This is a genomic window from Oceanobacillus sojae (assembly GCF_900162665.1).
Classification (GTDB): domain Bacteria; phylum Bacillota; class Bacilli; order Bacillales; family Amphibacillaceae; genus Oceanobacillus; species Oceanobacillus sojae_A.
In genome coordinates this window covers 761409-775224 of the sequence record NZ_LT727812.1, presented here as the reverse complement: position 1 = coordinate 775224, position 13816 = coordinate 761409, and the positions used below count along the sequence as shown (strand labels likewise).

The following is a 13816-nucleotide window of genomic DNA, read 5'->3' as shown; positions in this document are numbered from 1 at the left end:
TTTTTGGACTTTTTCAAAAATACTTCTGTTATTTATATGTTTGTTGTTATTTCTACATATCATTTTCTTCTCGCCAGCGGTGGTGAATATACTGGTATCCGGGTTATCACGAATTTTACGCTTCTTTATTTCATTCCTATAGCCGTTTTTATTAATTCTATTCAATCGAATATTAATGCGTGGAAATAATAGAAAAGAAGTATTTTCTTCAAAGTAGATAGTTAATAAAAATAAGGAAAGGGGGTCACGTATATGGCCGGTAATATACTTATTAGTAATTTAACATTTAAATATCCATCTATGATTCATCCTTTATTTGAAAACATCACAGTAAATATTGATGAAAAATGGAAGCTGGGGCTGCTCGGCAGAAACGGCCGCGGCAAAACTACTTTCTTTAAAATCCTTTTAGGTGACCTGGATTATGAGGGGAATGTTCAATCTTCCCTTACATTTAAGTACTTCCCGATATTTCCTGCGCCGGATAATCAGATGAGTGCGGAAGAGGTATTGCTTAAGGAAAATCCGATAATTGAACGCTGGGAGCTGGAAATGGAATTATCCTATATGGATTTACCATCAGAAGTGCTGGACAGGGATTTCTATGCCTTAAGCGGCGGTGAACAGACAAAAATTTTATTAATAGAGTTATTTCTGAATGAGAGCGCATTCCCGCTAATAGATGAACCGACAAATAATTTAGATGTTCATGGCAGAAAGGTTGTAGGAGATTATTTGAATCGGAAGAAGGGTTTTATCGTTGTCAGTCATGATCAGCATTTTCTCAATCAGTTTGTTGACCACACGATGGCAATCAATAAAGAAAGCATTGATGTTGTAAAAGGTGATATCGATACATGGGCCTATGAGAAAAAGAATGCGGATGAGCTTGCTGAAGAAAAAAATCAAAAACTTCATCATGAGATTAATAGACTGGAAACTGTTTCAAAAAGAGTCGGTTCATGGGGACAGATGAGAGAAAACAGCTCCAAGGATGCCGCCGAGCGAAGGCTAGCGGCGAAACAGATGAAGCGTTCCAAAGCAATCAAAAAAAGAACTGAAGAAAAGATAGTGGAAAAACAGGCTCTGATTCATAATGTAGAGACCGTAGAAACTTTAAAAATGCGGGTTGATCAGCCTCATAAACAAGTACTCTTACTTCGGGATTTTTCTATTTTACAAAATGGCAGGTGCTTGTTTGAACCGGTCAATATAGATGTTTATCCCTCTGAACGTTTATTTATTACCGGAAAAAATGGGGCAGGAAAAACAACCCTGCTGAATTTTATCTTTGGAAATGGTCAGTTTGAGGTTACTGGGGATTATCAAATTAGACTGCCGGAAAAAATCTCTCTCTTACAGCAGCAAAATCAGCTGGAAGAGGATCATGCTTCTATTCTTCAGCAGCTAACAGCAGAGGAAAAACAAGCTTATCTGCATTTGCTGCGGCAGCTAGGCTCCAAACGATCCAGTTTTGCTGATCGTTCAAGTGACCATTGGAGTTCGGGAGAGCAGAAAAAAGTGTTTTTAGCAAATGCCCTGCTGGGGAATCATTCTTTATTTGTATGGGATGAAGTGACAAACTATTTAGATATGATGGTGATTGATCAATTAATTGCAGCGATAAATAAATATAAGCCTACAATGATCGGCGTAGATCATAATGAGCATTTTGTAGATTCTGTTGCAACGAAAACGCTGGAGCTGATTAAGAAAAGGAACAGGTGATGTAGATGATGAAAATATGGTGGGTAACAAGTGTGTTTTGGGTAATATTTTTCACTGGGGCTTCGGTTGTTATTGGAGTTCGAAATGTAGATGGAGCAGGAGTAGCGCAGACTCCTGAATTAAAAATGCTGGCATATATTATTTTGGGAGGTTTTTTTGTCGTTGTTCTGGTGGGGCAGCTGTTATTCCTCTATTTTGTCAGAAAACGAAAAGCAGTTTAGATATTGCGTTTTATGCGGAATATTATTTCTATAAAATCTATCTAAGGAAGTGCAGGCTGGGTTACAATAAGGAATCCGGCCTGCATTTATCATAAAATAGCAGCTATTGGAGGGAAAAATATGGTCCGTTTAAATGATTTTAAATTATATCGAATCGTTTCTTCCATCATTTTAGAAAATGAAAATATTCTTTTAGTACAGAATAAAGATGAATATGCGAACTATATCTGGAGCCTTCCCGGCGGGCAAATTGAAGCGGGAGAAACGATTAAAGAAGCATTGTCCAGAGAAGTGTATGAGGAAACAGGATTAAGCGTAACAAATTTTGAAATAGCCTATATCCACGAAAGCTGTATACCTGAACATGCTGCTCAGAGCTTAGTCACTGTTTGTAATGTATCCGTTAAGCATCAGGAACAACTTAAAATAAATGATCCAGATGGAGAAATTACAGATATAAAATGGGTTCCTCTTACAGAGATTGAAAATTACATAAAAAATACAGGTGTGTCCGCTCCATTATCAGAATGGCTGAAATTTAGATTTACTTGTTTTTATAGGCTGGATAAGGATTTAGTCTGGAATGATACGAATAAATAAAACAACTATATGTAAGTAACAAAGGGAGCATTTATACATATCTGCTTAGCTGATCCCAATTAAAATAGTTTATTAATAGATAAAACATTTCAGGTAAGATTCAGATTCGACAATCAAGATAGTTGTGATAACAGTTAGAAGGTGGAGAGGAATAATGATTTATACAAATGTTAGAGCTTTCATTATAAGAGAAACAGAGCAAGGGGAAGAGGTATTAGTCCAACGTCGTATCAGATCAGATGAACAGCGAACCCCGATAGAACTGCCAGGAGGAAGACTTGAAGAGTTCGAAACTTTGTTGGATTGTTTGGCAAGAGAGATAAAAGAGGAAACAGGGCTTGAGCTGGAGAAGGTAGTAGATCCAACTGACAGAGTGGAAACGGTTACAAATGAAGGATTTAAAGTCGAATGCATGGCTCCTTTTGCAGTCTATCAAACAATAGAGGGACCAGTAGATTCTTTTGGGATATATTTTAAATGTAAAGCTGCTGGTAAACTTCTTGAAAAAGGAGATCATACAGACAATATTAAATGGATTACAAGAAACAAATTAGCTATTTTACTTAAGGAAGATAAATTAAGCTTTGTTGATAAGGCTGGTGTTCAATTTTTTCTTAATCAAAAGAGGCAGTTAACAGATTAAAGAAATAATAAACTTTATTTGTGAAAGGAAGTAGAAGCTCATGATGAATCCAATTATTCTGGAACAATTAAAATCATTATATACAGAAAATATAGAGCCTCTTGAATTGCTGGGTGGCTTTCATAATAATGTATTTCTCAGCCGTAATCAGAAGATGGTTATAAAAATATTGGACGCGGAAACATATAGAAAAATTAATTTACTCAATGAACAGGAAATAATAAATTTAATGCTTCCGCATGGAATAAAAACATCCAGTCTTATCCCTTCAAAAAATGGAACGCCTATAGAATTAGTCGAAGGGAAAGAGAAAAAATTCTATTTAATGGCATATTCATACATTGACGGAGAGGTTTTGTCTCCAAGTTTGAAAGAAGATCATTTAATAAAAGCCTGGGGTAAGCTGCTTGGTAAAATGCATGAAATAACCAAATTAAGCAGTCATGCAATGAAGCAAAATTATTTAGAATGGAATCACGATATTAAAAATGAAGATTTTGCTAAGGGTCACGGTAAAATAATTGAAGAGAAGTGGAAGGGATATATGGACGCGTTTTCTGCGCTCTCAAAGAATGAAAATAATTATGGAATCGTCCACCATGATCTCCATAATGAGAATATTATGATTGCAAATAAAGATATGTATGTTTTAGATTTTGGTGATGTCCGCAGAAGCTGGTATGTGTATGATGCTGCGATTCCAAGCTTTCATTTTATGGAAAATAACAGAAATCATACTAAATTAGAGCAGCTGCAAATCTATCAAAATTTTACCAATCTATTTTTTGAAGGTTATGCAGAAGAAACTGCTTTATCTGAGGATCAATTAAAACTGATCCCTAAATTTCTGGAATACAGACTCTTATACTCCTTTTTATTTTTCAATAATTCCTTTAAGGGCAATGAAATAAGTACAAAAGTAAAAAGTCATTTGGAAAAAATGCGGTTTCGAATTGAAAATGATGTGCCTTTTATACCTGTTCTATAGCTGCAGACTGATTCAGGATTATATAAACGTACAATAGCTATGCATCCTGGAGGGAAAAGTATTCTTCAGCAATATCTATAAGAAAGGACGATTTTATAATGCAGGCATACGAGAATAAACAAGCTCTAATTGATGAAATTATAAAAAGAGCAGATCTGTTTATCAGTGAATTTGAACCAATTAATAATTCAGATAAAGATATCTCCGTAAGCGAAGTCGACCGAACACCCGCACAAATGATTGCCTATCAGCTGGGCTGGATGAATCTAATCTTATCCTGGGAGCAGGATAATCAGAATGGAAAGGATGTTATTACACCAACTCCTGACTATAAATGGAATAATCTTGGAGGTCTCTACCAAAGCTTTTATAATCAGTATGCTGACGATTCGCTCGAGATGCTGATGGAGAAGTTTAATCATGATGTTGACCGTATTATCCATTTAGTAGAAAGCTATAAGGATAAAGAATTATTCGGGCAGGGAGGCAGACAATGGGCCACGACGACACCTTCCAGCTGGCCGATTTGGAAATGGATTCATATTAATACAGTTGCACCATTTAAAACATTTCGGACAAAAATTAGAAAGTGGAAAAAGGTTCGGGGAGTATAAATAGATTGATTATATAAATTAAAAATAAACTATTAAAACACATTTAAAATTTAAATGTGTTTTAATATGAAAAATTATTATTGACATTCAAGTTACTTTAACGTTTATGCTGATAGATAGAGAGGGCGACAGGAGGAAAGCATGTTGATGACAATACAGGCATTTTCAATGAAAACTGGAATTCCCAAAAGCACACTTCGCTTTTATGAAGAAAAGCATCTGCTGACATCAGTGCGGCAGGGGGATAGTAACTATCGCATGTATGCAGAGGATCAGGTCCCTCTTGCCAAGATGATTGCAAGCTTGCGGACAGCGAAGGTTCCTATTCGTGACATCCAGCTCTACTTAAAAGCGGATGAAAAAAGACAGAAGCAGATGAAGCGGAAATGGATTCAGACAATAAAAGAAAATCAGAGACAGCTGGAAATCAGTCTCCGCTATTTAGAAAGTGATTATGGAGAAGAAGAGATTTATATGTTTGAAAAACCTGCAGAGAAGGTTATCTGGTTTGAGGCGGAAGCTTCTCCAGGACAGTTTAGCGGGGAATTTGAGTTAAGACGTAAACAGATGAAGCAGCATCATATTCCAGTTAAGAATACGTACTTACGGTATTTGTCCGGAAACAGCAAACAGGTTAAAGCAGAAATTGGCTTTGGTGTACCAGCTAATATAAATACTGCGTCTGTTCCAGAATCTTTTTCAGAAAAAATGAGAGGGAGCTTCTGTATCGGCATTGCTTTTAAAGAGGATTTTTCCAAGATTGAAGCTGCTTACCGCAAATTAATTCAATATTGCATGACAAATAACTGGGCTCCTGCCGGTTCTATTCTTGAATGGTACCGCGGTGATCAGATGGATGAAGCGGATATTATTATACCTGTTACGCATATAGGAGGGAAGCCATGAGCCAAAGAAAAGATCTGCAGGTAGAAGTCGTTGAGTTAAAAGGTTCTGCTTATGATATAGGAGTGAAACAGGGCGCTGCACTAAAATTAAATCCAAAATGGAGACAACAGAAAGAATTACAGACAGATGAGGATACGGTAGAAGCAAGGAAGCAGATAGAGAAAGTTTCCCCAACCTTTTTGAAAGAAATAGAAGGTCTGGCTGCAGGAATGAAAATCAATATAAATACTGCAATAAAGCTGTTTGGAGGCTATAATACGCAGATGCCTTCCATGGGCTGCACCACACTGGCCAATGATTCCTTCTATGTAAGAAATTATGATTTCAATGATGAATTATATGACGCCAGACTTGTTCTAATCAGGCCGGATAACGGATATGCAAGCATCGGGTTCAGCCAGCAGATTACAGGCAGACTGGATGGCATGAATGAGAAGGGGCTTGTGATTGGGTTGCATTTAGTAAATGAAAAGATCAGCCAAAAAGGGTTTTTGGCTACAATAGTTTGCCGCCTGGTGCTGGAACAATGCGTTGATACAGATGAAGCGGTATTACTTATTAAACAAATGTCTCATCAATATTGTATTAACTTTTCGATAATGGACAAAAAAGGGAATAATGCCATTGTGGAAGCATCACCTGAAAAACAGATTGTTCGTAAAAATACTCAGCTTATCTGTACGAATCACTTTGAATCAGAGCAGTTAAACAGGAAAAATAGAGCAGTCATTAATGGATCACTGGACCGAAAAAAATATTTATCAGCACTGGAAAAAGAAAAGCTGACGCCAGGCTCTGTTTATCATATTTTTAACAGTGAACACTCCCCATTGTTTTTCAAACACTATAAAGAATATTTTGGTACATTACACACAGTTGTTTATTGTCCCGAAGGTTTAAGTGTGATGATTGGTGTTGGTGGAGATTGTGCTCCTTATGAATTGTTCTTTGCTGAGTGGCTCAGAGGAAAGGAAAATCTGCCTGCCATGCTTGAAGGGAAAATAATAAATTAGGCATTTTTGCAGGCGCTGAAAATCAATAATGATACATCCTGAATTTTCAATATCTGATATAATAAGTATATTACTTTGAAAGGTGTGATACGAATGAAAAATATAAATAACTTCCATCAATTATGTAGGGGTGAAGCAAAATAACAAGTCACATATATTTTGCTTCTAAACTGAAGGAGGAGCAAAATTTTGAAGGAGATATTTGAAAATAATTTTGAGAAATATGAAAATCCTGAGAAATACGATGAAATGTATAGTAAATACCAAGATGATTTACTGTATTTAATGGAGTCTGTAAGCGGAATTGATAAACCAATCATTGATCTTGCTTGCGGTACAGGCAGACTGACAATACCTATGGCTAAAAGAGGACTACATATGGTCGGTGTAGATTTACATGGCGGTATGCTGAGCCGGGCAAAACAAAAAGCAGATGATGAGCAGGTAAATATTATTTTTGAACAGCAAGATTGCACAGAGTTGGATTTAGATTATAAATCACCACTGATTTTTATGACAGGTAATTCATTTCAACATTTTTTAACCAATAAAAGTCAAGATGCATTATTCCAATCGGTGAAAAAGCATTTATTACCGAATGGACAATTTATATTTGATACAAGAAATCCCAATATAGATGAATTAGCAGTTGTCAGTGAATTTGAGGAGTCTCATGTAAATATTGAAAACCAGACTGTAATCGAAAAACACTGTGAAGCGTATAATCATCAAACGCAAATTTTGGACTGTACAACGCATACTGAAATTATTGAAAACCAACAATTAATTCATACGGCAAGTGATTCCATTTCACTGCGTTATGTTTATCCCATGGAGCTGTATCGACTAGTAGACTTAGACTCACATGGTTTTGAATTAATAAGCTTATATGGGTCCTGGAAAAAAGATACTTTTATGAAAGATAGTACTTCCATGATCGTTCATTGCCAATTAAAATAAGAATGGTTTATTTTAATTGAATAATAACAGCAAAACAAAAAGCGTATTAGTAATTTGGCTAATGCGTTTTTTGATTTTGGAGTGCTAAACCATTAATTTTTGATCAGCTGATTAACAGCGATATACCTGAGAAAGAGCTTTATGTATGGGGAAATGAAGAAGCACTGGAAAGTGTTCTGCATAATTTAATTTCAAATGCGATTCAGTATGGTGCGGATGGAAAAATGCTAAGGTTTAGAATCCACGCTACGAATAATAGAGTGTATGTAGAAGTGTCTGATAAAGGAAAAGGTATAAGTGAATTACATAGAAATCGTGTCTTTGAACGTATGTATACACTGGAGGACTCAAGAAATAGTCAATACCAGGGGAGCGGATTGGGGTTGACGATTACGAAAAAGTTTGTTGAGCAGATGGAAGGGACAATTTCTCTAGATAGTGTACCATTTAAAAACACTACTTTTACAGTCAGTTTAAAGCGAATTCAGTTTTGGAAAATTTAAATCGACTATATATAAAATAAGAGGATAACGCTGTAAACTGCTGAATAAAGATAGAAAATCAAATGTTATGGATTTGTGAAAAAAGGGCATCTAAGAGGAGACTCTTATTTTATCTTAAACATATGCAGGAAGGGCGGGTGTGCAAGTTGGGCTATATAATAGGAGGACTTTTCTGTATCTGGGGTATTATTGTTCTCGTTAACGGTATTTTCAGAATGAATGAACATGATTTTAAAGCTAAGAGCAGATTTTTTGCAAATATCTTTTTTGAAATGGAATTTATCACAACCTTGTTACGAAAGCTGCCGGTATCAATAATCAAGAGTACAGTAATTATTACAGGAACAGCTTTCCTCAGCTTCGGGGTCTACTTATGCATCTAATGATGATTTTAGAGTGAGATGTTGACTTGTTAAATGAATATACAAAAGAAAAATATAAAAGAACCTCACTAACGGTAACTAAACCTGTGAAGTTCTTTTATATGGACAATTGTTTATAGTGAAAAATAGGATAAAAAGCACAATCATCGACAAAACGTAATGATTCCTGTAATATATCCACTATTGCAATCTATTATATAGAAGGAGGTAATCACTGAAACGTGCAATCATTTAATAAAAAACCTATCATAATAGTTCTTCTTATTGGCGGATTCATTTCCATTTTAAATCAGACAACGATGATTACTGCCATTCCGCCAATTATGGAAGAAATGAATGTGAGCGCCAATACAGGGCAATGGCTGACCACTGTTTTTATGCTTGTGAATGGAGTAATGATCCCTATCACAGCATTTTTAATGGCGCGATTTACAACAAGACAGCTGTTTATTACTGCGATGACAGTATTTGCAGTTGGAACAGCTTTTTCTGCTGCTGCTCCTAACTTTGGTATGTTGATTTTGGGAAGAATTATTCAATCCAGTGGAGCAGGCGTAATTATGCCGCTGATGCAGACTGTATTTTTATTAATTTTTCCTGTTAAAAACCGCGGGATGGCGATGGGGCTGGTGGGCCTCGTAATATCTTTCGCTCCGGCGATTGGACCTGCTTTGTCTGGATGGATTATCACCAATTATTCCTGGCGTGCTGTATTCCTTATAATATTGCCTATCGCGATTATCGTTATTTTGCTTGCCGCTAAGGTAATGAAAAATGTTACAGAATTAACTAATCCGAAAATGGATATGTTATCGATTATCCTGTCTTCCTTCGGTTTTGGAGGATTGTTATATGGATTTACAAGTGTGGGCAACAATGGCTGGGACAGTATCATCACGATTGCAACATTGCTTGTTGGTGCCGTATCTTTGTTGAGTTTCATTATCAGACAGCTTCGTATCGAAACACCTATGCTGGAATTCAGGGTATTTAAAAATCCAATTTTCACCTTGTCAACGATTATTCCTATGATCGCATTTATGGGGTTGATTGGTGCAGAGACACTAATTCCGCTATATATGCAAAATGCACGTGGTTTTACAGCGACAGAAGCAGGAATTGCTCTTCTTCCCGGTGCGCTTGTGAATGGAATAATGTCTCCGATTACGGGGCGTATATTTGACCGTTTCGGTGCAAGATGGCTTGCAGTTACCGGGCTTGCTATTATTACAGTTTCCACTTTTGCACTTTCCAACCTTGGTCCTTCCACATCGATGGTAATGGTTATGATTTTATATGCGGTCCGGATGTTCGGTCTTTCCATGGTTATGATGCCTGTAACAACGGCAGGTTTAAATCAACTCTCTAGAGAGTTGATTTCACATGGTACGGCCATGACGAACACCATGCGTCAGGTCTCGGCATCAATTGGTACAGCTATTGTCATTACAGTAATGACAACGACGGAAGCATCCGCGGAGCTGAATCCCGAAATAGCCTATCCGATGATTCATGGTATCAATGTTGCTTTTATGGTCATTACAGTACTCTCACTGGTCGGGGTGGTAATTAGCTTTTTTATCAAGAATGGCAATGCACCTGAAGAAGAACAGAGTCATGTGCAGCGTGATGAAAGAGAAGAGCAGACAGCTCATGGAGCAAGATAAAATACAATGAGTTGAAATTTGGAATGGCGCCAAGGGTATCCTTGGCGCTGTTTTATAATGGATAGATTTTGGAATTGGACTTGAACTTGAACATAAGTGAGTATATCTAATCCCTTTTTTAGAAAATTGTAATGATTTTCCGAGGAATATATTTACATTTTATTGAATAGATTGTGAATTAATGATAAACTGATCATATTATTTTGTTTAAGGGAATATTTACAATATTTTATTTGATAAGTTAGCTAAGGAAGAAAACAGGCTTTCACATCAAATCCCTTCATTCCCAAGCCCATATAAAACCTCCCGAAAAACATTTCATCCCCATAGCATATATAGTAGAGGAGATATATCCAGCTATTCATTTGTTATGAGATAAAATGAACAGAAATGATAGCGCTTTCCTTTTTGTGTTGATTATACAATATTTCACCATATTAGATAACATGCAGTTGAAGACAATTGTGTGACGATGCACAATTTAAATTTATATCAAATTTCTTTCCATATCTGAACTTTTTCATGTTTAGACAGGATGCGATGAGTAATACTCTCCAGCATCCTCCTCAAACTTGAATGGAGAAGTCTATACAATTCATTAGAATCTGCAACTCCATTCTATCATTTCTAGCTCCTTGAAAATTTTAGAACCACTCATATAAAAAAGAAGGGGAATTATATATTATCACAAGCAGCCAAATATTTTTTATGCTATAATTAGTACCAAGTAATAATACTAACTTCTAATTATATTGGAGGGGTTCGATGTTAGGAACAAGAGTGACTGCAATTGGAAGCTATGTACCTGAGAAAAAATTAACCAATTTTGATTTGGAAGAAATGGTTGATACAACAAATGAGTGGATTGTTCAGAGAACGGGAATTCATGAACGCCGAATAGCGCGTGCCGACGAATTTACAAGTGATTTATGTGTTTCTGCGGTGCAAGATTTAATACACAGATACAATAAGACAGTAGAAGATGTGGATATGATTATTGTGGCAACAAGCACACCGGATTTTCCTTTTCCGTCTGTTGCCAGCATCATACAGAACCGATTGAATATTACACAGGCAGGAGCAATTGATTTAAGTGCAGCATGTGCAGGCTTTGTTTATGGATTGCATACGGCACATAGTTTGATCCGTTCCGGCCTTCATAAAAAAGTGCTTGTAATTGGCGTGGATGCCCTGTCAAAAATTACAGATTATACAGACAGAAGCACCTGCATTTTATTTGGTGATGCAGCCGGAGCAGTACTGGTGGAAAAGGATGAGGAATCCGATAATTTTGCCGGCTTTCATTTAGGGAGTGATGGCAGCGGGGCACAGCATGTCTATCGAACAAGCTTATCCAAAGCAGTTAATGGAGTAGAGCTGTTTGATACTCAATATCTTGTCCAAAATGGAAGAGAAGTTTTTAAGTGGGTAGTAAGGAATGTGCCAAAGAGTATCAGACAGCTTTTAGAGAAAGCAGAAACCAGCCTGGATGAAGTGGATTGGTTTATTCCGCATAGTGCAAACCTGAGATTGATCGAACCAATTTGTGAAAAAATAGGACATCCAATCGAAAAAACACTTTATAGTCTCGTGAAATTTGGAAACACTTCAGCAGCAACTATCCCTCTGGCGCTTGACCTTGGAATCCGGGAAGGAAAAGTAAACAATGGAGATAAGGTGCTTATGTACGGATTTGGTTCTGGTTTAGTGCATGCTGGCCAGTTGTTAAAGATAGATTTTGATGAGCAGATTAATAATCCAACACCATTATAATTAAATATGTATTGGAATAGGGAAGAGATTTCATATCTGATTTATGTGCGAAATCTCTTCCTTTTTTCTTTAATACATTAGGAAAGCTTACTAATTTTATGATTCATTAGAATAGAAGCTGCTATTAATTATTAATATCAATGAATATCCGTCTTTTTAAAATAAACAAACATACTGATAAATCCTATCAGTGCTGTAGTTGCAATAATAATATACGAATATTCTACCGGATAAGTCGGAGGCAGCGTTTGATTAGAAATATCTCCTGCTGCTGCCCATGGGAATAGGCCCCGATGTTCCGAATTTCCAGCCATAACATTGATCAGTGTGATTACCACTGTAAAAATAATAGTTGGTACATAATTTTTCGTCACTAATGTCACCAGGATAATGGGAGTAGAGAGGACAAATAATAATATTCCTCCTGTACTAAATTGTTTCAATGAATCCAGCAATAAAGAGCTGCTTAACCCATCAAACTGTGTTAACATCCCTAGGAATAACGTCAGTCCCCAGGCTATGATCGAGAGCATCATAATCCACAAAAACAGCAGAAGCGTTTTACTGATAATAAAGCTCACCCGTGACACAGGAATCGTTAATAAATTTTTCAATGTATTTTCCGTGTATTCACGATTGAAAAGGTATGTTGTCACTACACCATATAAGGGAACTCCTATGATAAGTACTGTATAGAGATTAACGTTGTAAAACAGGTCTTGAAAAGGAGTGGCCGGCTCGTGGATAAAGGTAGCGATTACTACTACAAAAGGAGCGACAGCCGACCCAAGCAGACTGATTAAAAACATGCTGGAGCGTTTGAGTTTTAAAAATTCCGTAAATAATAAATCAGCCAATTGCTCCACCCCCGACTAATTTTGCAAAGTAATCTTCCAGGTTGTCCTCACTTACTTTTATTTTTAACACGTCAATATCATTTTCAACGAAAACCTTGTTAAGCTTACCCTGACTTCCTAAATGAGAATAGACACGAATATTTCCTTCATCATGGACTTCATAATCTGAAATACCGAAGTGGCTTTCCAGGAGCATTGCTGCTTTATTATCATTAGAAACTTGAAACTCTAAATATTTGCGGTTCCGTTTTCTGAGGCTTTCAAAAGCGATCTCTTCCAGGAGCTTTCCTTCATGGATAATTCCCATATGATCTGCCAGCTGTTCGATTTCTGATAATATGTGGCTCGATACAAAAATGGTTATATTTCTTTCTTTAGCCAGTGATTGGATAAGGTTTCGCATTTCCTTGATGCCAATGGGATCTAAACCATTCGTCGGCTCGTCTAATATTAACAGCTCCGGATAATGAAGCAGCGCTCTGGCAATGCCTAATCTCTGCTTCATCCCTAAAGAATATTTGCCGACAAGTTTTTTCGTTTCATGATGTAAATCAACAATCTCTAAGGCTTCTTCTATTGCATTTTTCTTATGCACACCAATGATTTTAGCATTGATTAAAAGGTTTTCCCTTGCCGTAAGATTTTCATAAAACCCCGGAACTTCCACCATTGAACCAATTCTTCTTAAAATTCCTTTGTGATTCTTAAACAGATTTTCACCAAATAATTCAATTTGACCGGAAGTAGGTTTGATCAGCCCTAATAGCATTCGAATTGTAGTAGTTTTCCCGGCGCCATTTCGGCCGAGAAAGCCATAAATTTCTCCCTGATTTACAGTAATATTAAGGTGATCCACCGATTTCTGCTGTCCATAAACTTTCGTCAGATTTGTAGTTTTAATGATTTCACTTATTTGAAACACCTGCTTTCAATTGAGTCTATAATTAGATTATAACGAGC

13 protein-coding genes and 1 pseudogene are annotated in these 13816 nt (G+C 36.6%); 12 read left to right on the top strand and 2 right to left on the bottom strand.

Annotated elements, in window-relative coordinates; all coding sequences use genetic code 11:
• Positions 1-252 precede the first annotated feature (252 nt).
• The 12 genes and pseudogenes from BN1068_RS14555 to BN1068_RS14495 all read left to right on the top strand — a co-directional run bounded on the left by BN1068_RS14555 (position 253) and on the right by BN1068_RS14495 (position 11999).
• Positions 253-1728, top strand: coding sequence for an ATP-binding cassette domain-containing protein (locus BN1068_RS14555; RefSeq protein WP_077603575.1), 1476 nt, complete (start codon positions 253-255; stop codon positions 1726-1728).
• Between the two features lie 8 nt (positions 1729-1736).
• Complete coding sequence (locus tag BN1068_RS14550; RefSeq protein WP_254846778.1) at positions 1737-1949, top strand: DUF3923 family protein; 213 nt, start codon at positions 1737-1739, stop codon at positions 1947-1949.
• Positions 1950-2069: 120 nt separating this feature from the next.
• The gene (locus BN1068_RS14545; protein WP_077603573.1) at positions 2070-2549 is read left to right on the top strand and encodes an NUDIX domain-containing protein; all 480 of its coding nucleotides are present in this window, start codon (positions 2070-2072) and stop codon (positions 2547-2549) included.
• A gap of 154 nt (positions 2550-2703) precedes the next feature.
• Complete coding sequence (locus BN1068_RS14540; protein ID WP_077603572.1) at positions 2704-3192, top strand: NUDIX hydrolase; 489 nt, start codon at positions 2704-2706, stop codon at positions 3190-3192.
• 40 nt (positions 3193-3232) lie between these two features.
• Positions 3233-4180, top strand: coding sequence for a phosphotransferase enzyme family protein (locus BN1068_RS14535; protein ID WP_077603571.1), 948 nt, complete (start codon positions 3233-3235; stop codon positions 4178-4180).
• Positions 4181-4278: 98 nt separating this feature from the next.
• Positions 4279-4794 (top strand): ClbS/DfsB family four-helix bundle protein, encoded by a 516-nt coding sequence (locus BN1068_RS14530; RefSeq protein ID WP_077603570.1) that lies wholly within the window; start codon positions 4279-4281, stop codon positions 4792-4794.
• Positions 4795-4935: 141 nt separating this feature from the next.
• Positions 4936-5700: a MerR family transcriptional regulator gene (locus BN1068_RS14525; protein WP_077603569.1), complete on the top strand. Its 765-nt coding sequence runs from the start codon at positions 4936-4938 to the stop codon at positions 5698-5700.
• Positions 5697-6713, top strand: a complete 1017-nt coding sequence (locus BN1068_RS14520) for a C45 family autoproteolytic acyltransferase/hydrolase (protein WP_077603568.1) — start codon at positions 5697-5699, stop codon at positions 6711-6713. The genes BN1068_RS14525 and BN1068_RS14520 overlap by 4 nt, the downstream gene beginning before the upstream one ends.
• Positions 6714-6902: 189 nt before the next feature.
• Positions 6903-7673 (top strand): class I SAM-dependent methyltransferase, encoded by a 771-nt coding sequence (locus BN1068_RS14515; RefSeq protein ID WP_077603567.1) that lies wholly within the window; start codon positions 6903-6905, stop codon positions 7671-7673.
• Positions 7674-7792: 119 nt separating this feature from the next.
• Positions 7793-8176: pseudogene (locus BN1068_RS14510) on the top strand (ATP-binding protein); the annotation flags it as partial.
• A gap of 604 nt (positions 8177-8780) precedes the next feature.
• Positions 8781-10226 carry an MDR family MFS transporter gene (locus BN1068_RS14500; protein WP_077603564.1) on the top strand — a complete coding sequence of 482 codons (1446 nt, stop codon included), beginning with the start codon at positions 8781-8783 and terminating at the stop codon, positions 10224-10226.
• A 765-nt stretch (positions 10227-10991) separates the two neighbouring features.
• Complete coding sequence (locus tag BN1068_RS14495; protein ID WP_077603563.1) at positions 10992-11999, top strand: ketoacyl-ACP synthase III; 1008 nt, start codon at positions 10992-10994, stop codon at positions 11997-11999.
• Positions 12000-12136: 137 nt separating this feature from the next.
• Here the strand turns inward: BN1068_RS14495 and BN1068_RS14490 are convergent, their stop codons facing one another.
• Both BN1068_RS14490 and BN1068_RS14485 read right to left on the bottom strand, forming a co-directional pair.
• Positions 12137-12856 carry an ABC transporter permease gene (locus BN1068_RS14490; RefSeq protein ID WP_077603562.1) on the bottom strand — a complete coding sequence of 240 codons (720 nt, stop codon included), beginning with the start codon at positions 12854-12856 and terminating at the stop codon, positions 12137-12139.
• Positions 12849-13769, bottom strand: coding sequence for an ABC transporter ATP-binding protein (locus BN1068_RS14485; protein WP_077604080.1), 921 nt, complete (start codon positions 13767-13769; stop codon positions 12849-12851). Before BN1068_RS14485 ends, BN1068_RS14490 begins: the two co-directional genes overlap by 8 nt.
• Positions 13770-13816: the final 47 nt, after the last annotated feature.

Excerpts from the sequence above, each read along its gene's own strand:
- BN1068_RS14520 (WP_077603568.1), top strand. The coding sequence starts at position 5,697 with ATGAGCCAAAGAAAAGATCTGCAGGTAGAAGTCGTTGAGTTAAAAGGT.
- BN1068_RS14495 (WP_077603563.1), top strand. The coding sequence starts at position 10,992 with ATGTTAGGAACAAGAGTGACTGCAATTGGAAGCTATGTACCTGAGAAA.
- BN1068_RS14540 (WP_077603572.1), top strand. The coding sequence starts at position 2,704 with ATGATTTATACAAATGTTAGAGCTTTCATTATAAGAGAAACAGAGCAA.
- BN1068_RS14530 (WP_077603570.1), top strand. The coding sequence starts at position 4,279 with ATGCAGGCATACGAGAATAAACAAGCTCTAATTGATGAAATTATAAAA.
- BN1068_RS14550 (WP_254846778.1), top strand. The coding sequence starts at position 1,737 with ATGAAAATATGGTGGGTAACAAGTGTGTTTTGGGTAATATTTTTCACT.
- BN1068_RS14535 (WP_077603571.1), top strand. The coding sequence starts at position 3,233 with ATGATGAATCCAATTATTCTGGAACAATTAAAATCATTATATACAGAA.
- BN1068_RS14545 (WP_077603573.1), top strand. The coding sequence starts at position 2,070 with ATGGTCCGTTTAAATGATTTTAAATTATATCGAATCGTTTCTTCCATC.
- BN1068_RS14525 (WP_077603569.1), top strand. The coding sequence starts at position 4,936 with ATGTTGATGACAATACAGGCATTTTCAATGAAAACTGGAATTCCCAAA.
- BN1068_RS14555 (WP_077603575.1), top strand. The coding sequence starts at position 253 with ATGGCCGGTAATATACTTATTAGTAATTTAACATTTAAATATCCATCT.